Genomic DNA, 23,256 nt, shown 5'->3' with positions numbered 1-23,256 from the left:
ATTTAACCTTTTGTTAACCCAAGCTTAACCTAAGAATTTAAACCTGTCTCTAGATTCTTAAGAGAGTAGCTGCTCAACTTGATTAGCCGCCGCTATCCCAGAAGTTAAGGCCGTTTCTAGGGAAGAATTTCTCGATAAATCTCCTCCTTGACACCAATCACCACAGGCAACTAGAGGTAAAGGACTATTAACACTTAAACAGGGTACAGCTAAACCCTGACGGACTAAAGCATAACGCCAACGGTGAATCTGTGACCAATCCGGGAGAGGCAAAGAAGCTCGAGAGAGCAAATCTAGCTTAACTGCTTCCAAATCCTCGCTATCGAGATATTTAACCGCAAAATCGGCACTACTATGCACAACAAAGACATAATCAGGGGATGATTGCCGTTTACTGCTATCAAGTCCTAACCAAGCGATATCGGTGGAGGGAGCAACTGCGGGTAAAGAATCGCCATAACCCGCCATTACCGTTAAACAGGGATCGTAAACGATCGATCGCAATTCTGGCATAGTAGTTATGGGAGAGTTTTCTAACAATAACGCCGCTTGCGGGGCGGGAATAGCCAGGACAATCACCGAAAACTCTCCCCGAATTTGACCGTTATTGTTTAAAAACCATTTTTCTTGATGATTTTCCAGACGAGTAACCAGAAAATCTCGTTCAATTTCTAAACCTTTAGCTAAAAATTTCGCCACGCTATTGATGCCAGAAGGAGCAACATAGCTAGAATCAAACCAAGAAGTAACTATATTCTCTCTCAGGAGATTATCAATTAAAGCCGCCGTTTTTTCGCCCTGAATAGTCAAAAAAGGCAAGCCATGATCCACAGCCATCTCTTGATTAGCTCGATTAACCCGTCGCGTGGCTAAACGACCACCAATGCCTCTAGACTTATCAAATAGCTTAACAGTATAACCTCGATCGCACAACTGACGAGCGCAGGTTAACCCGGCTAAACCCGCGCCAATGATCCCAACATTAATCGAAAAATTTGTCACTAGCCTTCCTAATCCTGTGAACCCTTGAGTTAATTTAGTGTCAGCATTCGTCCCTCGCGCTTAGTGCGGTGGTAAGGGGCTTTTAAAGGGGCGAAGTAATTCGTCCCAGGGTTCCCCTCATGAATGCTGACCAGTATATAGGCAATTCTCAAAAACTGTGCTATAAATGAATACATCTTGAGCGCTATTCCTTCTGCGATAAGCGAGCTTCGGCGGGTCGTGTTGCAAGAAAAAGTATGGGTCTTAGGAACTAGGACTCCTGCCTGTTGAGGGAAGGTAAGACTTGCTATCTTTCGAGGTAGAAAGCGCATCTCATTGAAGCAGGAAGCTCTCAATGACCTTGAGAGTAGTTCACTATTAGTAGTAATCAGCACTAGCGAAACTGATTTAATTATTGGGGCTGAGGAGGAGAAACCACATTGGACGAACTACGCACAGCTTTGGAGTTAGCCACCGAGGAGGAACTGCAGCAAATCACTAACATCCTCTTTTGCCGTCGTTTTAACCCTCTCGATTATCTACGAGCGCCGGACGCAATCGCCGTTCAAAGTCAAGATTGGGATAGTTGGTTAGATAGCGTCGAGGATCGTTTTCGTTATTTGGCTGCCGATGGTGTGACAGTATTAAAAGGTCAAACCGAAAAAGTTAGTTATCGTCAAATTCTCGTCCGTGTCTGTCATTTCCTCAAGGTTCCCTACTCCCAAAAAATGCCGACAACGGAAATTGAAGCGGAAATCTATCTTCACCTCGTTAACAAAGCTTGGAAACGTCTCCCCCCATCGGAACAAAAATCCCTCTCGATTCAAATTCAAAAGGCGCTCGCGGATTCCCACACTCTCCAACCCTTACCCGTTCACCTACAACATAATCCCCTCGATATAGTCTTCAAAGGCGGCAGCGTCATCGCCATTAATTCTATCCTGAAACCGATTCTGCTTAAACATATCGCCGGGCAGTTCGCTCTCCATTTTGCCCGCTATCAAGGGGCAAAGACTGCCCTAGTCCAGGGTGGGGCAATTGCTAATCAAATCGCCCTACAAACGGCTAAACAGGGCATGACTCGGGCGGCGGCCCGCTACGGAGCGGTCAGAACCGTGTTAAGTTTAGTCGGACCGGCTTTATGGGGTTGGTTTATTGCTGATCTCGGTTGGAAGGCGATCGCCACTGACTACGGCCGGATTATCCCGACTATTTTTGCCCTTGCCCAAATTCGTCTGACTCGTGACGATTGTTGGCAACCCGCTTAACATGAAAAAGATTTTTTGTCAAGGGTGGGAGTGGAATTTAATACTTTTTTCAGTTTTTATCGCCATGATCCTGCCAGAGTTAGCGGGTATCGGCATTATTATCGTGTTAATTAGGGTTTTTACTGGCAATTTTCGGGCAATTATCCAGTCACGTCTCAATCAAGGTCTCGGTATCGTCACTCTTTGGTTGATGATTAGTGCCAGTCTTTCCCTAACTCCGGGGAATGCTTGGATTGGTTTAGGAAATTTCCTGCCTTTTTTCTTCTTTTTTAGCAATATTCGGCAATTAATTAAAAAACCCTCTCAATTGCGTCAACTAGCTTGGGCGATGGTTATCCCCTCAGTTTGGGTAGTGGTGATGGGATGGGGACAAATTTTTCTCGGTTGGCAAAAACCGGAAGCATTAAAAGGGATTTTTACCTGGCCCTACGGAGCGGGGGGTGAACCTTTGGGGCGAATGTCTTCGGTTTTTATGTATGCTAATCTTTTGGGGGCTTATTTACTCATAACTCTGATTTTAGCCCTCGGTTTATTAATTCTAACTTGTCGGCAGTGGCACAGACAAAGAAATCGGAATCTAAATCTCAAAATCGGGTTTTTAACTTTAACCATATTTATCGATAGTGTAGGGCTATTTTTAAGTAATTCTCGCAATGCTTGGGCCTTAGCCTTTTTAGGGTGCCTAATTTTCGCCCTTTATCTGGGTTGGAATGCCTTAGTCGCCGGTTTTGTCCTCTTGGGAGGGGTGATTTCTCTTGCTTCTTGGGGGCCAAATCCTTTCAGGGATAGTTTGCGTTTTTTGGTTCCTAGGGCGATTTGGGCGCGATTATCCGATGAAATGTTCCCTAATCGCCCTCTAGCTACTCTCAGATCAACTCAATGGCGTTTTACTCTAGAAATGACCCAAGAAAGACCCCTATTCGGTTGGGGATTACGCAGTTTTACACCTCTCTACGAAAAAAGTCAGGGATTATGGTTGGGTCATCCCCATAATTTATATTTGATGTTAATGGCAGAAACGGGAATTATTGGCTTAATTTTATTGTCTGTTTGGGTGGGTTGGATTTATGCTCAAGGGTTGCGTTTATTTATCTTTCTACGGCAACAAAAAGCCGGGGGTGAGTTAATTATCTTTACCTATCTGGTGGCCTTTGGTGCTTGTGTTTTATTTAATCTCGTCGATGTTACCCTCTCCGATGTCAAGATTAATACTATTGTTTGGTTTCTCTTGGCTGCTATTGCCGGGGTGAGTCAAAGGTTAAATTATGAATTATGAATTATGAATTATGAATTATGAATTGGGAAGTGGGGTGTAGGGTGTAGAACGTAGGTTGGGTTGAAGCATGAAACCCAACGCCCGATTATGTTACGCTACCGCTAACCCATCCTACAAATAATTGTGCCTACCTACTTATGAATTGGGAAGTGGGGTGTAGGGTGTAGGGTGTGGGGTGTGGGGTGTGGGAATTGGGGAATTGGGGAAGTGGGGAATTGGGGAATTGGGGAATTGGGGAGAGGGGAGAATAAATAAAATAATCTCCTGAATAAGGGTGCATCCCACACTTGCAGAAATACCAACAATCAGCAATTATCAGTGACTCTTAAATTAGTACAAAAATATGAACAATCGCGTGTAAGCATCCCACCGAAAAACTAATGCGCGGGGGGTTTGGGGGCGGCGCCACGCCCCCAACGGGGGGTTTGGGGGGTAGAACCCCCCAAAAGCTTGGATTGAGTGATAAAACCGAAAGTAATGCCCAATTTTAGGAGAAAGTTTCCCCTTAAAAATCCCAAATTAGTAGATTTACCAAAATGAGATGCACCCCCTGAATACTGATAACTGAATACTGGCTCCCCAAAACGAAAACTTCGCACCTCACCATTAAGATAACTGCTATAAATAGACTTTTAATAACCAAAGAAAAAAAGGAATAGTCAGAAAACTGGCAAGGGTAGTGACCACAACTGTGCGGGCCATTAAAGCGGCTGAACCACCGAATTCTGTGACTAAAATGACAGTATTAACGGCGGTGGGCATGGCACTTTGTAGGATGAGAATTTTTAGATCCATACCGGTTAATCCTAAACTACTGCCGATCGCAAATGCCAAAAGAGGAGCGACTAAAAGACGCAAACAGGTCCCTAATAACTCTAATTTACCGATCGCTAATTTTTGCTGAGATAATTGGATACCTAGGATAATTAAAGCCAAGGGAATTGCCGCTTGTCCCAGATAGCTAACGCTTTTATCTAATTGCAGGGGAAGATGAAAAGGGAAAGTTTGAAAGCCAATGCCGATAAAAATTGACCAGATTAAGGGCAATTGAAAAACTAAGCGAAATCCTGAAAGAAAGCTTTTTCCTTGCAAATAAGCGGGACTAATACCAAATAAAAGAATACTAGAGCCAATCATATAGATTATCGCTCTTTCCAGTCCGGCCGCACCCAGGGCAAAACTAGCCACTGGTAAACCCATATTACCGTTATTGGGCATCACGGCGGCAGCCATGATGCTTTTGCGGGTATCGGCATCGAGACTGAGACAATAGGCGATAATTTCGACGACAATCACCATTACCAGTGAAATAAGGGCAAAGCCTAGGAGAATTAAACCGATATTGCTGTCGGATAAAGTGGTGTGATAGAGTCCATCAATCACCAAAGCGGGGGCAAGAATATATACCGTGATTTGGGAAAGGGAATGCACTTCCACAGTGAGAATTTTTCCTGCTATCACACCGATGAGGATGATAAAACCCACTGGAACAATAGCGGAGAGAATAGCAAGCATTAATCAAGTAAAAAGTAAATAGTAAACAGAAAAAAACTGATCTGATTTTTTAACAGATTTCTGTTATATCTTCATATAAAGATTCGATCGCACAGTGAAAATCGATACTAGCTAGATAAATATCTGCTCCTTTGCTGTAGGGATAAAGAACCCAGAATCCTTCGTCATTGCGACGAAAACAATCTACACTGATGCGTTCTTGACTGATAAGAACGTATTCTTCTAAAGTTTCGATCGAACGATAGTCGGCAAATTTATCGCCCCGGTCAAAGGCAGCAGTAGTGGGGGATAATACTTCTACAATCAAGCGCGGATAACGGATAAAATCTTCCGAGAAAGACCGATTATCTCGCGAGTCGCAAGTGACCACAAGATCGGGATAAAAATAACTATTAGCTATTTCTAGACGAACTTTCATATCTGTGGCATAGACAAGACAACCACTACCCCGCAGCCGGTTTTTTAAAAGTGTGGCTAAGTTGATAATAATCATACCATGGGCTTTACTTGCACCAGCCATGGCGTAGGTTTGACCGCGAATGTATTCGTGTTTATCCTTGGCTATTCTCTCCGTTGCTAAATAATCTTCCGGGGAAAGATAGTTATAGTCAAAGTTAGCAATCATTTGGTTAAATCACCTTTATTGTCTCTAAAATCAATTCTAACTCTCGATCGAGGAGCGGTACATTTTTAAAATTTGACCATAAGTCTGATTTAAAGTGAGTATTTCTCTTTCATTTTACCGAACCTCATCAAAGATATCACTAATCAAGTATCTTGTGTGGGCAATAAAGGTATTAACAAGTTCAATAGTTCAGGAATATTCCGTCGAATAACCTGCCAGACGATATCAAGATCGATCCGATCATATTGATGGGCGATAATATCTCGCATACCGGCGATGTCGTCCCAAGGAATTTCTGGATGTTGTTTACGAAATCCAGGGGATAGGCGCTTGGTAGCTTCTCCCATAATAGTAATTTGATAGAGAATCGCGGATTGGGTGCGTAAATCCGATTCTAGTAGTTCCCGATCCAGTTGCTCGGCAAATTGTTGAGCTAATTGACCGGCTCGGACAATATCTAGTAAAAAAGCCTTATCCCGCCACATAAATCACTTGTGCTGTCTCTAAAATCTCTCGTTGACGAATCCAATTATGACTCTGCTCGATCGATTTTTTCGTTAGCAAATCAACTTTCCGTCCCAATAAATTCTCTAATTCCCGTTTCATCCTCGAAAACTCCAGAAGTCCCCAAGAAACACTATCTTGAAAACTGACCAGTATATCAATATCGCTATCTGGACGAAAATCTTCCCGCAAAACCGATCCGAATAAACACATTTCAGATATCTGCCATTTCTGACAAAATTCGCTGATTATTTGCTGGGGTAGTTCTATTTTCAATTTTTTCACCTCCCTGTCACCGGTAATCAGTGATCGGTTTTCAGATTTAAGGAGAATTATCGCTAACCACACGAAAACCGATATCATAGAGTCCAGCAGTAGCCAGAAATTTGACCCGGTAGGCCGAGCGACATTTGTTAGGGCCGTCATTCCAGGAACCCCCGCGTAAAACTCGTCTGTCCCTATCTTCTATTGTGGCTGCTTCGTAGTTATCGCGCCAGTAATCTGCACACCATTCCCTGACATTTCCGTGCAGATCGTAGAGTCCGAAAGGGTTAGCGACGGCAAACATTCCCACCGGTGTGGTTTCTCTGCGATCGCAACCTAGGGAACCTTCCCCATAACGACCAGAACTGCACACTTTCCCGCCATAATCCCAGTCCACCCCGGAATAGTTGGCTAAATCAGTGGAAATTGTCGGGCCAAAGTGAAAAGGGGTTGATGTTCCTCCCCGACAAGCGTATTCCCATTCTTTTTCTGCGGGTAAACGATAATTCAGTCCGGTGAGACGGGATACGCGATCGCAAAATTCCACCGCTTCCCACCAGTTAATTTGTTCTACGGGGCGATCGTAACCTTCAAAATGGGCCGGATAGGGATTAAGTTCAATATTTACCGGTTCTAATTTTGCCACCTCGCGCCATTGTCGTTGGGTAATTGGGTAGCGACTCAGACAAAAAGCCTGAATATTAACCGGAGATTGGGGACTTTGACTCAATTTCCAGCCTAACTCGTTTTTGGGCGCACCGATGAGGTATTGACCGCTAGGGATAGAAATCATCTCTAAAAAGGTTTTTTTGCTTAAAAAATATTTATAACCTCGATTAGTGACTTTTTCCCGTTTAATTTCCTCACCTTTGCTATTAACAGTGACCACCTCATCGGTAAAATCTAACCATTCTCCCATTCTGCACCCCTCTATCGGTTATCGGTTGATCAGGTTCAGCTGCGAGCCTAAAAACATCTCGAAACCTACCAGTTTAAGAATAACAAGACTTCGATCGCTTATCCCCCGATCAGTTTTAATTTTAATTAATTTTTTGGATTGTTCCCCCTCACTTCCCACCTTCCCACTCCCCATATTAATTGCTGGAGTGATTAACAACTTCTGGGACAATCTCTAATTCTTGTTCACCAATTACAGGTAAATGATTTTTCTGTAAACCCATAGCAGTTAAACAAGTATTGAGAGAGTTGATCGCTTGATTATAATCCTCAATTTTTTGGTGAATTTCTTGCTGTTTGTGGGCATTATTAGCAATTTTTTCCGCCGCTTCCTGTTCTAAGGTTTGTTCTAGATAGGAACGAGCTTGATTGAACTGTTGTAGAATAGTATCGGCTTGTTTTTTTGCCATTGGTATCAATTGATTTTTCAGAGTATTATTAACCGTGTGACGGAAGTTTATCTGAATTGTCGCTGATACTTTTGGCTCAAAATCTAACTTAAGTAATTGACGGATAGCAGGTTCGGCATCAAGAATACTTTCACAGTCATAACCTTGGGCAGTTTGTTGGACAGTTTGCCGAAATTGAAAGATAGAAAAAGTGCCTTCGTTGTAAAAATTGTGATTTTCTCTTACATAACGATCGCACTCTGTTCTCCCTTGAGAAACTAAGGCATGAATTAACTGCAATTCTAACTGTTTTAGCTGATTTTCTATGCCACCATCGTTACCCAATAAACGATAGATTTGCCGATAATAATCACCTTGCCTTACCGCATCTAAAAGACGCTGACAGAAGCGATTAACTAAACTGGTTGACTCCTCAATTAACACATCTTCTAGCTGGTTAGACAGATAATAAAAAGCTTCTACTAATACTGCTAATAAAGGTGCTGTAGCATTGCGAGGATGGGTTAAAGTCGCTTGCGAGTAAGCATTTCTAACAGAAAAAGTATTTAATAACTCATCCAATCTTGATACCATTCTCGCTTTCAGTTTCTTAAAGTCTTCTTCAAAGTTTTCATCGCTATTAACCACGATAGCATTGACATAACCCTCGATATGTTTAGTTAATTTCTCTCCCACTTCCTTTAACTCTTGATTGAGGTGATTTAACTCCAGAGCTTTCATCGCCTCAATTTCTCGTGGTTGACTTTCTAAATCACGATAAATCCCTTGGTAATGATTTTTGAGAGTGATACAGAGAGATTGTAAATCATCAGCTAAAGTTGCAAACAATTGCGGACGTTTTTCTTCGGTGAGATAACGAGTAATTGCCCTGCGAAATTCTTCGATACCGCTATCAGCAATTAACTGCTCTAGTAAAGGAGTTCCCCACTCACTTAAAACTCGGAAGTAATTTTTATTAGGAGTTTCATAACCGTGGATGGAAACTTTAAAGGGAGTTGCCAGTAATTTCCCAGAGTTGGCACAATAGTTATTAAACTCGCTGACAAATTGCGGTGTTTCTTCTTCTCCTCCTAAATTTTTAACACTTTCGGCAAAGATAGAATCTAAACCATAACGCTGATTAATATTGGTTTGATTTTTCACCTGATACCCATAAAACCCTAAAAGTCCGCTGGTTTTATAAATGCGGGAAGTATCACGAAATTGCGTTTGAATTAGATTTTCTAAACGCTGTTTTAGTTGGGCTGAGTACCAGGTTTCATCAATGCGGTTAAAAACATAAAAAACTCGATCACGAATACCAGCATTAGAGCGAATTTTTTCGAGTAATTCCGTTTCTTCTGTGGCTAATTCTCCCGCAGAAGCAGCCTTTAAAACACAAACCACTGCTGAAGTATCAGGATGCTCTATTTTACGATAGGCTAATGCGGCATCTTTTTTGACTGGGGCATCAATACCGGGCAAATCTACCAAAACGTTACCATCTTTAAGGAGAGGATGATGACAGTAATATTCTAGACGTTTTAAGACGGCACTATTGCTACCACGACGGGCAAAACTGGCCGCTTCTGCTAAATTAGAAAAGTGAAATTGTTCCATGGAATAGGTGGCATTATGCAGCGTATGGATCCGCTCACGATTTTGAGTAAATCCTTCAATTAATAATTTTAAACCCTGAGCTTGTTTAGCTCGCTCGGATTTGCCTTCTCCCCCTTCCTGTTCGATAATTTTTTGACAGTATTGGTTTAACTGACTACAGTATTCGGGGGAATTAATGTTACTGGGATTAGTTAATTGTAGATTTTGACAGACGGTATCGACTAAAGTACGAATTTCTACTTCGCTGAGAAAGGTTAAAACCACTCTTTCCTCATCAGCTTCTGCGTACTCAATATAACATTCTGTACCCGTTGCGTGTCCTTCGGCACTATAGAGCAATTCTCGCTCTAAAAGTGCATTGATTAACATTGATTTCCCGGCACTAAAAGCACCAGCAAAAACGATTTCAAATTTGGGAGAAATGGCTTTTTGTAGGGCAATTTCTATCTTGCTGGTATCCTGTTGATTGCGGAGAGAAGATTCGCCTTTGCATAGTTCAATTATACTGTTAACATTACCAGCCAGATTACTGCATTGGGGTAAAAGTTCAGTCATGGTAAAACCCAGATCTAGAAGAACAGTGCTATTGTTCCCCAGATTATAACAAAATTCCCTAACTAGATGTCACATCTTTGCTCAGTAATTTAAGCAATCAAGGAAAAGGCCCTAGTCTTGAATCTAGAATCAGGATTGATTATAATCAATTTAGTACATACCGATTTCCGAGAACCTGCTTAGGTAAAAATTACCTCCTGTCTCCTGAATCCTAGGGTAATGATAATTATGCGGGCAAAAATGGCAATAGATAAATGGAGATTAAAAAAAATTCTGCCCATGGTACAGTTAGGATTTTTATTAGGAACAGTTTTTCTCTTGGGTGGTTGTCATTCTCTGAATGTTATCCAAAATCGTCCGCAACCCTTGCCCCAAGATCAATATATTCAAGTCTATTTTAATCATAATCAAGCCCGAAATTCAAATTATACCGATCCCTATCGCCAAATTAATCGCCCAGGGGATAATTTAGAACAGGTTATTATTGATCATATCAACTCGGCAAAAATTTCGATCGATCTAGCAGTGCAAGAGTTACGTTTACCCGCCATCGCTCAAGCTTTAGCTACTCGTCAGCAACAGGGAATTAAAGTTAGGGTTATCCTCGAAAATATTTACAATAAACCTATTAATAGTTTAGCCAAAAACCAAGAACAATTAAGTGATCGAGAACAGGAACGTTATCAAAATCTTTTTGACTTAGTTGACATAAATCGCGATGGTAAATTAACTCCAGAGGAAATCGCCCAAAGAGATGCAATTACTATCCTCAAAAAAGCTGGTATTCCCCTAATTGATGATAGCACTGATCGCTCAAAAGGTAGCGGTTTAATGCACCATAAATTCATGGTTATTGATAATTACACTACTTTAATCAGTTCAGCTAACTATACCTTAAGTGATATTCATGGAGACTTTTCTAATCCCCAAACTGTCGGGAATGCCAATCACTTATTAGTCATTAATAATCCCCCACTAGCTAGAGTTTTTCAAAGAGAATTTAATCTGATGTGGGGAAGGGAAGATCAGCATAAATTTGGCTTAGATAAACCCCAGAGAAAACCGCAAACAATCCTTATCGGTAATAGTATTCTGACGGTAAAATTTTCCCCCGATTCTACCACTTATCCCTGGGCAATTACTAGCAATGGTTTGATCGGTGAAACTTTAAATAAAGCTAAAAAATCCGTGGATTTAGCCCTGTTTGTCTTTACGGAACAGCCTTTAGCTAATATTCTCGCCCAACGACATCAAAAAGGGATAGAAATTAAGGCTTTAATTGATCCTAGTTTTGCCTTCCGATACTATAGCGAAGGATTAGATTTATTAGGAGTTGCTCTCAGTAATAAATGTCGTTATGAACCAGATAATCAGCCTTGGCAAAACCCAATTAATACCCTAGGAGTTCCCGCTCTAGCCCCGGGAGATAAATTACACCATAAATTCGGTTTAATCGATGATAAAATTGTGATTACTGGTTCTCATAATTGGTCAAGAGCCGCTAACCATAAAAACGATGAAGCTTTAGTTATTATCGATAATCCCACCGTTGCCGCTCATTTCGATCGAGAATTTCAATATCTTTACCGTACCGCTAAATTAGGACTGCCGGAAACTATTAAAAATCGGATCGAACAGGATAGAAAAAACTGCCCCCAATCTGTAACAATTAAAAGCGAGCGCTTAATTAATTTAAACACCGCCACCAAAGAAGAATTAGATAGTTTACCCGGTATCAGTGGCAAATTAGCTGAAAAAATTATCGCAGCCCGGCAACAAAAACCCTTTACTTCCCTAGAAGATTTGGATCGAGTATCGGGAATCGGTCAGGGAAAAATCAACAAGCTGCAAGGCAAAGTCAGCTGGTGATGATTGCCTCGTCTGTATTTTTTGCCCCAGTCCAAAAGGGTTATTTTAACGGTTCGGGAATAGTATCGGAAGGAGCCTCAAACTGTCCTGTAATAACGTATTCTAGACGCAATTTTAGCCAAGTAATAAACTGTTGATTGAGAGAAACAATCGCCGCTGCCGGTTGGGGAGTTTTCTTTTTGATATCGGCAAAAGCGGGAGTATCTAAAAAAGCTGGATTGGCAATTAACCAAAAATCAATTTCTTGACCTTTTTCTTGATAATTCCTGATTCTTTCCTTCAAAACTTCCTTTTCGATCGCTTCTTCTTCTAAAAACTTTTGACTGGCTACCAAATAATAATAAGTTGTCATGATCTTTCCTTTAATTTTTCAGTGTAATTGTTCGTTAGTCGGGAGATTAGCTGATAGCTGATGGCTTTTACAATTCCCCACGCATAGCCAATTTCATTTCCCTAACAGCCCGTTCTAACCCGACCAAAACCGCACGACTGATAATTGTGTGACCAATGTTCAATTCTTCCATATTGGGCAAACAGGCGACGGCATAAACATTCCAATAGGTCAAACCGTGACCGGCATTCACCCGCAAACCGAGAGAGGAAGCGTATTCACAACCTTCTTTAAGAATTGTTAACTCCGCTTGACGATCGCTCTCCTGTTGTGCGTCGGCGTATTGACCGGTGTGGAGTTCGATAAATTTCGCCCCCGTGTTAGCGGCCGCTTGAATTTGGGCAAAATCGGCATCAATAAACCAACTAACGGGGATATTAGCCGATTGCAGGCGCTCTACAACCCGACAAAAACGGTCAAAATTGCCCAGCATATCGATCCCCCCTTCCGTGGTCACTTCCTGGCGCTTTTCGGGGACAAGGGTGACATAATCGGGTTTAATATCGAGAGCAATGGCGATCATTTCCTCCGTCGGGGCCATTTCCAGATTCAGATGAGTCCGCACCGTTTGCCGGAGGAGCCGCACATCGCGGTCTTGGATATGACGACGATCCTCGCGCAAGTGAACGGTAATGCCATCAGCGCCGCCGATTTCGGCCAAAACGGCCGCCGCCACGGGATCTGGTTCCACGGTGCGGCGAGCTTGGCGAATTGTGGCCACATGGTCGATATTGACACCCAAAGTCAGCAAAGTTGAACCTCCTCGCTTGTTAGTCCAACTTTCCATTTTACCATTGCGGTCAAAAGCGATTACATACTGGGGATATTTAAACCACTGGTCAGTTCTTCCATTTTGGCGCGCATGGTTTCCGTAGAAGCAGTATAGGCGGCCTTCATGGCTTCTAGAATAGACTCGGCCACAATCTCCGGTTCTTGGGAGAGGAGAGCAGGATCGATTTCAATACCCCGGGGTTCTTGGTTGCCACTGAGATAGACTGTCACCAAGCCATTTTCACTCTGGCCAGGAATTTCCATAGTTTCCAGTTCTTCTTGCAGAACTTTCGCCCCTTGTTGCACCTGTTGCGCTTTTTGGAAAGCGTCTTGTAGTTCTTTAATCTTACCGAGACCGAATCCGAATCCTTGTCCTTGTGCCATAATGTTTTTTTTGTTTAAGGGGTCACTCAAGGTTTTTATTGTACTGCTTAAGGTGAACCGGGGTCAACTTTTGGCCATTTGAGGGCAAAAAGTGATTATTGACATCCTCGCCGCCCTAAAAGTGCGGCGATTCCTAAACCTCACGATTTAAGTTTCTGCTTCCACCACCGTCGCATACCACAGTTAAAAAACCATGTACTGTCTTACACAGAGTCCACAGACTTTCGCCCCATTTCAGAAGCCCGATTCCGTGTGTCCCACGGTACGTTGACCGCCTATAGCTTCTTGTACTTGTTGCGCGCGACTTTTTACCCGGCCAAGCTTTTCTGGTCGGAACCCCCTAAGCCGAGTTTTCAAGGTGCTGCGCCGTCCACTTGGTTTTCGAGACTGGCCTTTTAATTCTAACGTAAAGCCAACCTAGAACGGCGGGGTTTCAGACCCAAAATTTCCGATGACAACGATGACTTTCTGACTGGGTTAAGGTTTGCGGGAACTTATTCTCTCTTAATCCGTCACGGCATGGTCAGCAAGAGAAATCCTAAAAATTATCCTAACCACTCATTCGATTACCCTACGCCATAATAGAATTGTTGCTTTGACGAGGAGAATAGCAATTTTGAACGCCAAAAAAACGGTAATTTTCTTGACAATTGCCCTCAGTTGTGCTTTAGCGGGGAAAGCGGCGATCGCTAATACTTCCCCTTTGGAGGGGACTCGATGGAAACTAAGGGGGTGGACAGCCGGAAGTTTGGTGAAAGAAACGGAAATTACTGCCGCTTTCCAGAAAAATATCCTCAGTGGTTCGGCTGGATGCAACCAGTATAATACCGGCTATCAAGTCAATGATGACACGCTCAAGGTTAACCAAGCGATCGCTACTACGAAAAAAGCTTGTCCAGAACCGCAGATGAAACAAGAAAATCAATATCTGGCCGCCCTGCAAGGAGTGGAACAATTCCAAGTGACAGCTAAAGGCGATTTACAATTATTTTATCGTACTCCCGAAGGTTTAGGAATACTCACTTTTACCCCCGCACCGACCACCACGCGCACGGAAAGGACAATTTATATCAATTCTCGGAAACAACCCTGCAGCCAAGGCACAACCAAAGACTGTTTACAGATGCGAGAAAAACCAGAGGAAAACTGGAGATTGTTCGCCAATAGTATCGAGGGATTTGATTATAAACCAGGATTTTTATATCAAATTAAAGTTAGTGTTGAAACCGTCTCCAATCCAGCTAATAATCAAAGTTCGGAGACATGGAAGCTATTAGAAGTTATTAGCCAAACCCCAGAAAAAGAGACTCCGCGAGCTTGGTTTGATCGACCGTTAACTAATTGGAATAAAGCCAAGGCATCTATCCCCAAATCTCCCGTTAAAACCGTGATCGATAACCAGTGTCGTGAACAGGTTCGGCCGGCAATTACTGCCAATGATCAAGCACTTAATAAAGCAGGATGGTTACTCTACGGGGCCGTGCAAACCTATGGCAAAACTAGCGTTATTTCGGCCATGAGTGGAGTGGATGGAATGTGCCGACCGATGGGTTATCAAGACTTTGTTTTTGTTGATGGTAAATTTGCTGGCACTCTTTCCCCGCGACCGATGGATTCTCGCGCTGATGGGGCATCTCAGAGAATTGTTTTACAAAATAGCGATCGAATTATTGTAGTTTTTAATCGCTATAAAGACACGGATCCTCTCTGTTGTCCCTCCCAATTAAGTCGCGTTATTTATCAAATTGAAACGGTCAGCGGATTGCCAGTGGTTGTTCCCAAAGAAGCGGAAACAGAAGCTGTGAGAAATTAGGGATAATATCATGTTGGGTTTAACAACCCCAGTACAAACTTCCCCTTTGTCTAGGTGGCAAGTTGGTTTTATTAGGCGCATTTACCTCAACATGAATATAACCTAAAATCCTGATGGGGTATTAGTAGGTCAGCCCTATTATTTCCCGAAGGTAATGACAAAATTACCCTAAACTAACTGAAGTCCAGATTAAGATTGAGATGGACTAATAGTGAGCATTTGACCAATCCTTCTGGAAAGCAGATGAGATGGTTTTTCCACAGCAAAATAAAAGGCAATGCTCAGAAGGAGTACAAAGTTAAATTTCAGAAACCAATCGACCATATAACCAAAACTAGGTAATTGCATGGACTTGAATAGATAAAAAGCCAGAGGATGAATAAGAAAAAGAGAATAACTCCATAGTCCAGCCCATTCTAAAAAAGCTAGAGGTTTATTCTCTTGTTTATTGTAATAACTGACTTCACGCAATAGCCAAAAGAAAACGTATATAGCGAAGAAATTTAGTGTCAGATGATTACCAATAATCCTTTGAAAAGCCAAATTACGGGTAATAGAACCTAGAATAATCGCTCCTATTCTCCAAGTCCAAATACTAGAAGAAGTCGGGTTAGGCAGTGGATTTTTCAAAGATTCCGCCAGCAAAATGCCCAAGAGCCAACAGGGTAATCCAAGAATCCAGTCCCCTCGGTAGCCCCAGGCTGGATAATTTATATTATTGATAGGAACTGTGAAGGCAAAGAAAATACCGATGATAAAGGTTATATAAAATAAATTAATCCATTTAACCCGTTGCCCAATAATAACCAAAAGAGGGTACAAGGAATAGTAGATCAATTCAGCCACTAGAGACCATCCAGGAATGCCTGAAAGAAGCCTCGGACTATCCCAAGGAATATATCCTACTGCTCGAATAATTAAAATTGCCGCAGCCATAGGTAGCAGAATTCTTAGATAACGTCTCACAAAAAATTCACCCAAGTTAAATTTTTTGTGGCAGGAATATGGATAATGTACGCAAAACCCAGAAATAACGAAAAATACAATAACAGCAGCCGGACCGCTAAAAGAGCCTCCGTATATTCCATTCAAAGCCCAAGGAAAAAACGAAGATTCATCATGGCCAGCAGTAATTGGTGGTACAGCACCATGGCCTATCATTACCCAGAGGGCAGCCATAGCTCTTAGTGAATCTAAACCGACAATCCGCTTCATGGAAAAATAACCCACAGTCTTTGGGTTAAGATTATATCCACAGTTCCTAAATTAGTCAACTCTTAAATGCTCGATTCTTTCCCAAAAATCTAGTATGTATTAAGCCAGAATGATCATCTTGTCAAAATACGCCACGGCTATCTGAAACTGCGTACACAGGCCGTCCAGTCGCGTCCCCCCCCAACGGGCTAGGGTTTGGGGTATCTACCCCCAAAAGTTGGGATTGAGTGAAAAAATTAGAAATATCCCCCGATTCTAAGCTGTACTGAATTTAAACTGCTTATTGGAAATTTTAGTACAAATGCTCAAACTTCCTCTCCCTGCTCCCAACTCCGGCACTCTGGTGCATTCTTAACGAGCAATTTAGATAGTCAACAGCTTAGAATATAGTTGCTATCGGGAAATCTCAACTTATAGATTTGAAAATATGATATGCCCTCTCAAGTTAATGGGTTTCTAGCATTCAAAAGCTGACAGCTAACTGCTGACTAATAATTAGGTGTTGCTGAATAAATCTAAAAACCTTGTTGGGTAATAATTTTAGACTTTTTGTCAATCAAAAAGTGCCAGCCATTGGAGGGATCGGGGGGAAAATTTAGGGACTTTTTCCCTGAAAATTAGGGAATTTACCAGATGAAAATGGGTACAACCCTACACCCTACACCCCACACCCCACACCCTGCCCCCACTAGAAACTTTTTCAGCAAACCCTAATTACTCAGACACTGATACTAGATAAGTAGTTATAGAATTCTAATAACTCCTCGTTAGTTAGTAGTAAACGGGACTTTTTGCCATAGGTAGAAATCAGGTATTCCCGACCTTTTTCTGTAGTCCAAGCTAATCGTTTCATCTCCACATCAATTTTAGTTTTAAGGACTGAATAATCGATTTCTTCGGGAATAACAACAACTGGTTCTGGTGCTGGGGGTTCTTCTTCAGTTAAACTCGCTTCTTCTGGCAATTCTGATAATAAGGAGTAATTATCGGTTTCCATTTCTAATAATAAAGGCTCTGGTTCTGGTAAAGGAATATCCTCAACTTGGGGTAATTCCGGTTCAATTTTAGCCGGGGGAATATCCTCAACTTGGGGTAATTCCGGTTCAATTTTAGCCGGGGGAATATCCTCAACTTGGGGTAATTCCGGTTCAATTTTAGCCGGGGGAATATCCTTAACTGGGGGTAATTCCGGTTCAATTTTAGCTTCAGGACGAGGTATTTCAGTGACTTTAGCCGTTTTGGTCGATTTTTTGGCACTAGCGACGGGTTTAGGTAAATCGGACGGTAGAGAAATATTATTGGGGCTGACTTTGTCCACAGGCTGGAGATCGGGAGAGCTTTCAGCCTCTAAAAGCAGTAAAGCTCGTTCTCTGGCTCTATCTTCGGCGATTTCCACCGTATCTGCTGCCGCTAAACCTGTAACGACCGTTTTTCCCTCAATTTCGACGCTCGCTTTCACAATATACTTGCCGTGATCGATTTGAACTAACTCACTAATCAGGGCAACTTGGGGGTAACGTTGGCGTAACTTTTGCAACATGGTGACTTTTTCGAGTTCTTTTGTACTTATATGAGAATACTCTATCGTAATTATGGAAAAATGTAGCAAGTTCTTGCTAAGATTAAAGGTTAGATAAAATTTTCAGTCCTAGGATTAGCCTTGCCCACAGTAACAAGATTCTACTAGGCTGAAGCTTCCGCCAGAAAGACTAGCGATCGCCAAAAAATTGCCGGTGTTCGCTATTGGCTTATACTAACGAAGGCTTCGATAATGCTCAGGGTAGGTTCGGGTGTTTGATGCTTGGTCAGTTTACCCTCACTGTCACCACCAGCGATCGCAATTACCCCGATAGAGATAATCTCTGGAGTCAATGGTTTCAATCCACCTTCTCATTATTAAGTATTTAAACTTAATTATTCACGATTCCGTCAGTGTCTTGTAAGTAAGGATTATTGTCAGATGGACTTCTCGATCGCCACACTCCTCTCTCATCTTAGTGATGATAAATTAGCTACGGGTAAAATTCTCGAAAAAAAACTAGGCTGCGAAGACGATCCCGAAAGCTGCGAAAAATTGCAAGTGATTCTCGATGCTTTGGAACGTCTGGGAATGGTTGTCAAAGAACGCGGGCGCTATCGTCGCGTGATCGAGGAAAATATCGTAGAAGCAAAGCTGCGCTGTTCCAGTAAAGAATTTTGCTTTGCTATCCAAGATATCGAAGATGCTGATGACATCTACGTCTCGAAAAATCATCTCAGTAACGCTTGGAATGGCGATCGAGTTTTAGTCAAAATCATCCGCGAGGGGACCCGTCGTCGTTCCCCGGAAGGAGAGGTGAGATTAATTCTCGAACGAGCTAATCCTTCGCTTCTAGCGCAAGTAAAACAGGAAAATGAGCAGTTTGTGGCGGTTCCCCTCGATGATCGTCTGAAATTTACCCTTAATCTCCTCGAAAATGGTCAAAATCTCCTAGAAAACATCGATCACCTCGTTCATGTTTCCGTCCTCCGTTATCCCCTAGGGGAAATGCCTCCCATCGGCAAAGTTACTCGCATTCTCGGTTCCACGGCCGAGGCCGCTGCCGACACGGATATCGTCTCCTGTAAACACGATCTACCCCATAATTTTCCGCCAGAAGCCCTAGAAATTGCCGATAATTTAGCGGATTTCTTCGATAGTGGCGAAAAAGAACAACTGCGAGATTTAACCCAACTCTTCACCTTTACCATCGAAGATGACACCCCCCTGGATTATCCCCCAATCATCGAAAATGCCTTTTCCTTGGAGAAAATCAACCAAAATCGCTGGCGAGTCGCCATTCATATCAGCGATGTAGTCCGTTACATTGAACGGGGTGGATTATTGGATAAAGTTGCCAAAAAACGGGGAACTGCCGTCTATTTAGGCGAAAAAGTGCTGCCATTAGTCCCGGCTGCCGTTACCAGTCGTTGTTCCCTGTCACCGCAAGAACAGCGCCCCGCTATCTCTATCCTCGTCACCCTCGATGACAAGGGTGATCTAATGGAGTACGAAATCACCCGCAGCCTCATCCAAGTGGATCAACATTTTACCTATCAACAGGTGCGCGATCTGCTCAGTGAAGAAGATAGCGAAGCTGCCCCCACTGATACCGTTGAAACCCTGAAAGATTTATTTTTTAGCGTTTGCCCCACCCTAAAATCCCAACGTCTGCAGCGGGGTAGTTTTGATATTCAATTAGACAAAATCTCTCCCTATAAAGACGAAGGACGGGGGGGGACTGTTCTCGCTTCTAATAATTTACCAGCCCGTTCTTTACTGACAGAAGTGGCAATTTTAGCCGGCAAAGTCGTCGCTGAACATTTGCAAGCTTTACACTTGCCCTGTATCTACTGCGGACAATCGGAACCGGATTGGGATGAATTGGAGGATTTACTCAAATTAGCCAATAATTTAGGGGCAGAATTAAATTTAACTGCCGAGGAGGAGATTAAACCCAATGACTATCAAAATCTCACCCGCACTTTTTCCGCTTCCTCATCGGTGAAAGTCCTCAATTATCTCCTGCAAGAAACTCTCAAATTAGTTAGATATAGCAGCCATCCTCTACCCCATTTTGGTTTGGCCTATCCTAGCAATTATACCCACTGTCTCTCCCCCCTGCAAAGATATGCCGATCTTTGGGTACAACGGGTGTTAAAACTCCTATTAACCGAGGGGAAAGATCGCCGCAGCAAAATCGTCAAAGTCGGGGTTAATTTGGGCAGTAATAGCTGTCATGGACAGATTAATTGGAATATTCTCCCAAGTCAAATTCAGGAGGAGTTAGAAGAAGAAAGTCACCTCATTGTTTCCCATCTCAATGATCGCTCAAAAATTGCTGAAGATGCCGAAAAAGACCTAGAAGGATTGAAAAAAGCTGAGAAAATGAAAGAAAGAATGGGTCAAGTTTTTCGCGGCTTAATTACCGGTGTACAATCCTATGGTTTCTTCGTGGAAATTTCCGATTTATTAGTGGAAGGATTGGTTCATGTTTCTTCTCTCAAGGATGACTGGTACGAATATCGCGCCCGTCATAGCTGTTTGGTAGGACGGAAAAATCGCGTCGCCTATCGTCTCGGTGATGAGGTAGAAGTGGAGGTAAAAGATGTAGACTATTATCGTCAGCAAATCGATCTAGTTACGGTTAGCGGTGGCAGTTCAGCAAGTTATGACGACTTAGAAGAAGATTAATTATGAATCAACCAACCACCGAAAAAATCGGGAAAACCCGCTTTATTCTGCCCTTTTTATGCGGTATTTTTCTCTTTTTAACTGGCTGTGTCCGTTACGATGTGGGCATTAATTTTCCCCACCAACACCACGGGGAAATTATTCAACATATCACCCTCGGACAACGCTTAACCAGTCTCAGTCAAACCGAAGCCACTAAATGGTTAAATAGTATCGAACAGAGGGCAAAATTACTTAAGGGGAAAACCGCTCCTATTTCCGAACGAGAAATAATCGTGACTATTCCCTTTAGTAATAGTCAGGAATTAGAGGAAAAATTCAATCAATTTTTTGATCCTAGTTCTTCCTTTAAAATCAAAAATTCTGCTAATACCGATGATATAAAGTTACTGCAACTAGATTCAAAACTGGCAGTTACAGAACAAGATTGGTTCTTTTTGACCCAGAAAAACTTAAAATTAACCGTTGATCTGCGGGCTTTAGGTGTACTTTCCGAACAGGGAAATATTATCATTAGTCCCGGTTCTTTAGTCGATATCGACTTCGCTTTAAAGACTCCCTTAGCTGGTCAAAATATTGAAGATGACTCAGGATTAAATCCCCCAGTAGAACAAGTTGATAATCAGTTAATTTGGCATTTAAAACCGGGAGAAATTAACACCATTGCGGCGGCTTTTTGGGTTCCTAACTATTTAGGTATCGGCACAATAATTATTGTTTTATTAACAAGTTTTGCCTATTACTTGAAATATAAACGCTTGCCCGGTGTATCCCCATCGACTTAAATTGAGATGGCAAGTAAGTAGTTAGGTGTTAAAAACTGTCAGACACCCCCCTTATCAAGGGTAGGGTTGATTCATGAATCAACCCTACCTTGAATCAACCCTACCCGGAATCAACCCTAGGATTAAGGGGGGATCCATCTTCAATTTAATTATAACCAGCTACTTATTGACCAAAATTTAATGATCAATGAGAGAAAAATTAGCCAACTTATGAAACTGATCCAAAAATTGGCCAACAATAGGGAAAATCTTGGCTAGGATCAAATCATAGTCATAATTGAGACTAGACGGGTTTTCCTTTTTTACTTTATTACTGGCAATTACAGTTATGGTTAGCAATATTCCCTTTTCTATCCCCGAACATAGCCTCGATCGAGATTGTACCACCCTCTCCCGTCACGTCCTGCAACAACTACAAAGTTTTTCCCCCGACGCGCAGGATTTAAGCGCAATTATGAGTCGAATTGCCCTAGCGGGAAAATTAATTGCCCGTCGTCTCAGTAAAGCGGGATTAATGGCGGATGTGCTAGGTTTTACCGGAGAAACCAACGTCCAAGGGGAATCGGTCAAGAAAATGGACGTTTTTGCCAATGAAGTATTTATCTCGGTTTTTAAGCAAAGTGGTTTAGTTTGCCGTCTTGCTTCCGAGGAAATGGATAAACCCTATTATATCCCGGAAAACTGTCCCATCGGTCGCTATACCCTACTCTACGACCCGATCGATGGTTCTTCCAATGTGGATATTAACCTAAATGTGGGTTCGATTTTTGCCATCCGTCAACAGGAAGGCAATGATTTAGACGGAGAGGCGCGGGATTTACTGCAAAATGGTCGTCAACAAATCGCCGCCGGTTATATTCTCTACGGACCCTCGACTATTTTAGTTTACTCGATCGGTCGCGGTGTTCATGCCTTTGTCCTTGACCCCAGTCTAGGGGAATTTATCCTCGCCCAAGAGAATATTATTATCCCCGACCATGGCCCGATTTATAGTACCAATGAGGGCAATTTTTGGCAGTGGGATGAGGCAATTCGCGACTATACTCGTTATGTTCACCGTCATGATGGTTACACGGCCCGTTACAGTGGGGCATTAGTGGGAGATATCCATCGAATTTTAATGCAGGGAGGCGTTTTTCTCTATCCTGGTACTGTTAAAAATCCCCAGGGAAAATTGCGCTTAATTTATGAAACTGCCCCCCTTGCTTTTTTAATTGAACAGGCAGGAGGTAAAGCTAGTGATGGGGTGACAAATCTTTTAGATATCGTTCCCGATAAATTACACTACCGCACACCTTTAGTGATCGGTAGTGTCGAAGATGTTAAATTGGTAGAGTCTTTTATCGCTGATCGTCGTCATCGCGATCGAGTTTAACTTATAGTTTTATTTAGAGATATTGACATGGATTTACAAGCTCTGAAGTGGACTAAAAATGTCAGGCGACACGATGGTACATGGGCATATCGGGAATATAAGGTTTCTAATTCCTTCAAACTGGCATGGAAAGACGATGAAGTCAATGCCAATAAACCCGAAAAAGGTAGTTTGATACTACTCAGACAGCGAGGGTATGTTACCCATTTAGTAAAAGTTCTCGACTGCAAAGCCAAACGTGAAATTGGCGTTGAGGTGCTTTGGGCTATTGATTTTGATAATCCACCTGTATCAGCAAAAGCAGATGCGATGTTTGATTATCGAGTCAGGTATCAGGGTGGGAATGTGATGGAATTGGAGAAGTTACCAACCTTCAGACAGCGTTGGAATGACGATGGCGGTTTGGGGGGATTCCAAACTTACATTCAGAATTTATTGGGGCTGTCAAGGAATGACTAAGCTCCTTGTTAAGCTTGTGTTATAGTA

21 protein-coding genes are annotated in these 23,256 nt (G+C 42.4%); 9 read left to right on the top strand and 12 right to left on the bottom strand.

The genetic code is table 11. The annotated features are described in order from the left end of the window. Positions 1-57: 57 nt before the first annotated feature. A complete protein-coding gene (locus myaer_RS15575) occupies positions 58-1,002 on the bottom strand; it encodes an NAD(P)/FAD-dependent oxidoreductase (protein ID WP_046662768.1) in 945 nt (314 codons plus the stop codon). 419 nt (positions 1,003-1,421) lie between these two features. On the opposite strand from myaer_RS15575, the gene myaer_RS15570 reads away from it, so the two are divergent. Continuing rightward, positions 1,422-2,249: a YaaW family protein gene (locus myaer_RS15570; protein WP_046662767.1), complete on the top strand. Its 828-nt coding sequence runs from the start codon at positions 1,422-1,424 to the stop codon at positions 2,247-2,249. A gap of 1 nt (position 2,250) precedes the next feature. Beyond that, positions 2,251-3,525, top strand: coding sequence for an O-antigen ligase family protein (locus tag myaer_RS15565; protein WP_046662766.1), 1,275 nt, complete (start codon positions 2,251-2,253; stop codon positions 3,523-3,525). Between the two features lie 618 nt (positions 3,526-4,143). On the opposite strand, the gene myaer_RS15560 is transcribed toward myaer_RS15565, so the two are convergent. The 6 genes from myaer_RS15560 to myaer_RS15535 all read right to left on the bottom strand — a co-directional run bounded on the left by myaer_RS15560 (position 4,144) and on the right by myaer_RS15535 (position 9,954). Further along, complete coding sequence (locus tag myaer_RS15560; protein WP_046662765.1) at positions 4,144-5,040, bottom strand: AEC family transporter; 897 nt, start codon at positions 5,038-5,040, stop codon at positions 4,144-4,146. 49 nt (positions 5,041-5,089) lie between these two features. Beyond that, positions 5,090-5,665: a Uma2 family endonuclease gene (locus myaer_RS15555; protein WP_045361533.1), complete on the bottom strand. Its 576-nt coding sequence runs from the start codon at positions 5,663-5,665 to the stop codon at positions 5,090-5,092. Positions 5,666-5,808: 143 nt separating this feature from the next. Then, positions 5,809-6,150 carry a DUF86 domain-containing protein gene (locus myaer_RS15550; protein WP_002734383.1) on the bottom strand — a complete coding sequence of 114 codons (342 nt, stop codon included), beginning with the start codon at positions 6,148-6,150 and terminating at the stop codon, positions 5,809-5,811. Then, the gene (locus tag myaer_RS15545) at positions 6,137-6,445 is read right to left on the bottom strand and encodes a nucleotidyltransferase family protein (RefSeq protein ID WP_024970637.1); all 309 of its coding nucleotides are present in this window, start codon (positions 6,443-6,445) and stop codon (positions 6,137-6,139) included. Before myaer_RS15545 ends, myaer_RS15550 begins: the two co-directional genes overlap by 14 nt. A 46-nt stretch (positions 6,446-6,491) precedes the next feature. Next, positions 6,492-7,352 carry a formylglycine-generating enzyme family protein gene (locus myaer_RS15540; RefSeq protein WP_046662764.1) on the bottom strand — a complete coding sequence of 287 codons (861 nt, stop codon included), beginning with the start codon at positions 7,350-7,352 and terminating at the stop codon, positions 6,492-6,494. Between the two features lie 175 nt (positions 7,353-7,527). Beyond that, positions 7,528-9,954: a dynamin-like GTPase family protein gene (locus myaer_RS15535; RefSeq protein ID WP_046662763.1), complete on the bottom strand. Its 2,427-nt coding sequence runs from the start codon at positions 9,952-9,954 to the stop codon at positions 7,528-7,530. A 228-nt stretch (positions 9,955-10,182) separates the two neighbouring features. Between myaer_RS15535 and myaer_RS15530 the strand changes: the two genes are divergently transcribed. Next, a complete protein-coding gene (locus myaer_RS15530; RefSeq protein WP_046663806.1) occupies positions 10,183-11,823 on the top strand; it encodes a DUF655 domain-containing protein in 1,641 nt (546 codons plus the stop codon). Positions 11,824-11,863: 40 nt separating this feature from the next. Here myaer_RS15530 and myaer_RS15525 read toward each other — a convergent pair whose 3' ends face one another. The 3 genes from myaer_RS15525 to myaer_RS15515 form a co-directional block, all read right to left on the bottom strand. Beyond that, a complete protein-coding gene (locus myaer_RS15525; RefSeq protein ID WP_002783106.1) occupies positions 11,864-12,175 on the bottom strand; it encodes an MgPME-cyclase complex family protein in 312 nt (103 codons plus the stop codon). 67 nt (positions 12,176-12,242) lie between these two features. Continuing rightward, complete coding sequence (locus myaer_RS15520) at positions 12,243-12,965, bottom strand: pyridoxine 5'-phosphate synthase (RefSeq protein ID WP_201262018.1); 723 nt, start codon at positions 12,963-12,965, stop codon at positions 12,243-12,245. A 59-nt stretch (positions 12,966-13,024) separates the two neighbouring features. Further along, entirely contained in the window at positions 13,025-13,369 is a 345-nt protein-coding gene (locus myaer_RS15515) for a YbaB/EbfC family nucleoid-associated protein (RefSeq protein WP_046662761.1), read from the bottom strand. A 616-nt stretch (positions 13,370-13,985) separates the two neighbouring features. Between myaer_RS15515 and myaer_RS15510 the strand changes: the two genes are divergently transcribed. Further along, positions 13,986-15,182, top strand: a complete 1,197-nt coding sequence (locus myaer_RS15510; protein ID WP_235614755.1) for a DUF4377 domain-containing protein — start codon at positions 13,986-13,988, stop codon at positions 15,180-15,182. Positions 15,183-15,371: 189 nt separating this feature from the next. Here the strand turns inward: myaer_RS15510 and myaer_RS15505 are convergent, their stop codons facing one another. Then, entirely contained in the window at positions 15,372-16,412 is a 1,041-nt protein-coding gene (locus myaer_RS15505; protein WP_158524805.1) for an acyltransferase family protein, read from the bottom strand. A gap of 703 nt (positions 16,413-17,115) precedes the next feature. After that, positions 17,116-17,937: a hypothetical protein gene (locus myaer_RS15500; RefSeq protein ID WP_046662759.1), complete on the bottom strand. Its 822-nt coding sequence runs from the start codon at positions 17,935-17,937 to the stop codon at positions 17,116-17,118. Positions 17,938-18,140: 203 nt separating this feature from the next. On the opposite strand from myaer_RS15500, the gene myaer_RS21370 reads away from it, so the two are divergent. From myaer_RS21370 to myaer_RS15480, 5 genes are all read left to right on the top strand, one after another. Next, the gene (locus myaer_RS21370; RefSeq protein ID WP_158524804.1) at positions 18,141-18,305 is read left to right on the top strand and encodes a hypothetical protein; all 165 of its coding nucleotides are present in this window, start codon (positions 18,141-18,143) and stop codon (positions 18,303-18,305) included. Between the two features lie 52 nt (positions 18,306-18,357). After that, positions 18,358-20,610 (top strand): ribonuclease R family protein, encoded by a 2,253-nt coding sequence (locus tag myaer_RS15495; RefSeq protein ID WP_046662758.1) that lies wholly within the window; start codon positions 18,358-18,360, stop codon positions 20,608-20,610. A gap of 2 nt (positions 20,611-20,612) precedes the next feature. Further along, the gene (locus myaer_RS15490) at positions 20,613-21,395 is read left to right on the top strand and encodes a DUF3153 domain-containing protein (RefSeq protein ID WP_046662757.1); all 783 of its coding nucleotides are present in this window, start codon (positions 20,613-20,615) and stop codon (positions 21,393-21,395) included. Between the two features lie 328 nt (positions 21,396-21,723). Continuing rightward, on the top strand, positions 21,724-22,770 hold the full coding sequence (gene fbp, locus myaer_RS15485; protein ID WP_002801107.1) for a class 1 fructose-bisphosphatase: 1,047 nt from the start codon (positions 21,724-21,726) through the stop codon (positions 22,768-22,770). A 27-nt stretch (positions 22,771-22,797) separates the two neighbouring features. After that, positions 22,798-23,229: a hypothetical protein gene (locus myaer_RS15480; RefSeq protein ID WP_046662756.1), complete on the top strand. Its 432-nt coding sequence runs from the start codon at positions 22,798-22,800 to the stop codon at positions 23,227-23,229. Positions 23,230-23,256: the final 27 nt, after the last annotated feature.

The organism is Microcystis aeruginosa NIES-2549 (genome assembly GCF_000981785.2).
In the GTDB taxonomy this organism is placed as follows: domain Bacteria; phylum Cyanobacteriota; class Cyanobacteriia; order Cyanobacteriales; family Microcystaceae; genus Microcystis; species Microcystis aeruginosa_C.
This window is presented reverse-complemented; position numbering and strand designations above follow the sequence as displayed.

Coding starts and splice junctions, on each gene's coding strand:
- myaer_RS15565 (WP_046662766.1), top strand. CDS start 2,251: ATGAAAAAGATTTTTTGTCAAGGGTGGGAGTGGAATTTAATACTTTTT.
- myaer_RS15560 (WP_046662765.1), bottom strand. CDS start 5,040: ATGCTTGCTATTCTCTCCGCTATTGTTCCAGTGGGTTTTATCATCCTC.
- myaer_RS15555 (WP_045361533.1), bottom strand. CDS start 5,665: ATGATTGCTAACTTTGACTATAACTATCTTTCCCCGGAAGATTATTTA.
- myaer_RS15550 (WP_002734383.1), bottom strand. CDS start 6,150: ATGTGGCGGGATAAGGCTTTTTTACTAGATATTGTCCGAGCCGGTCAA.
- myaer_RS15540 (WP_046662764.1), bottom strand. CDS start 7,352: ATGGGAGAATGGTTAGATTTTACCGATGAGGTGGTCACTGTTAATAGC.
- myaer_RS15535 (WP_046662763.1), bottom strand. CDS start 9,954: ATGACTGAACTTTTACCCCAATGCAGTAATCTGGCTGGTAATGTTAAC.
- myaer_RS15530 (WP_046663806.1), top strand. CDS start 10,183: ATGCGGGCAAAAATGGCAATAGATAAATGGAGATTAAAAAAAATTCTG.
- myaer_RS15525 (WP_002783106.1), bottom strand. CDS start 12,175: ATGACAACTTATTATTATTTGGTAGCCAGTCAAAAGTTTTTAGAAGAA.
- myaer_RS15515 (WP_046662761.1), bottom strand. CDS start 13,369: ATGGCACAAGGACAAGGATTCGGATTCGGTCTCGGTAAGATTAAAGAA.
- myaer_RS15500 (WP_046662759.1), bottom strand. CDS start 17,937: ATGTTGCAAAAGTTACGCCAACGTTACCCCCAAGTTGCCCTGATTAGT.
- myaer_RS15495 (WP_046662758.1), top strand. CDS start 18,358: ATGGACTTCTCGATCGCCACACTCCTCTCTCATCTTAGTGATGATAAA.
- myaer_RS15490 (WP_046662757.1), top strand. CDS start 20,613: ATGAATCAACCAACCACCGAAAAAATCGGGAAAACCCGCTTTATTCTG.
- fbp (WP_002801107.1), top strand. CDS start 21,724: ATGGTTAGCAATATTCCCTTTTCTATCCCCGAACATAGCCTCGATCGA.
- myaer_RS15480 (WP_046662756.1), top strand. CDS start 22,798: ATGGATTTACAAGCTCTGAAGTGGACTAAAAATGTCAGGCGACACGAT.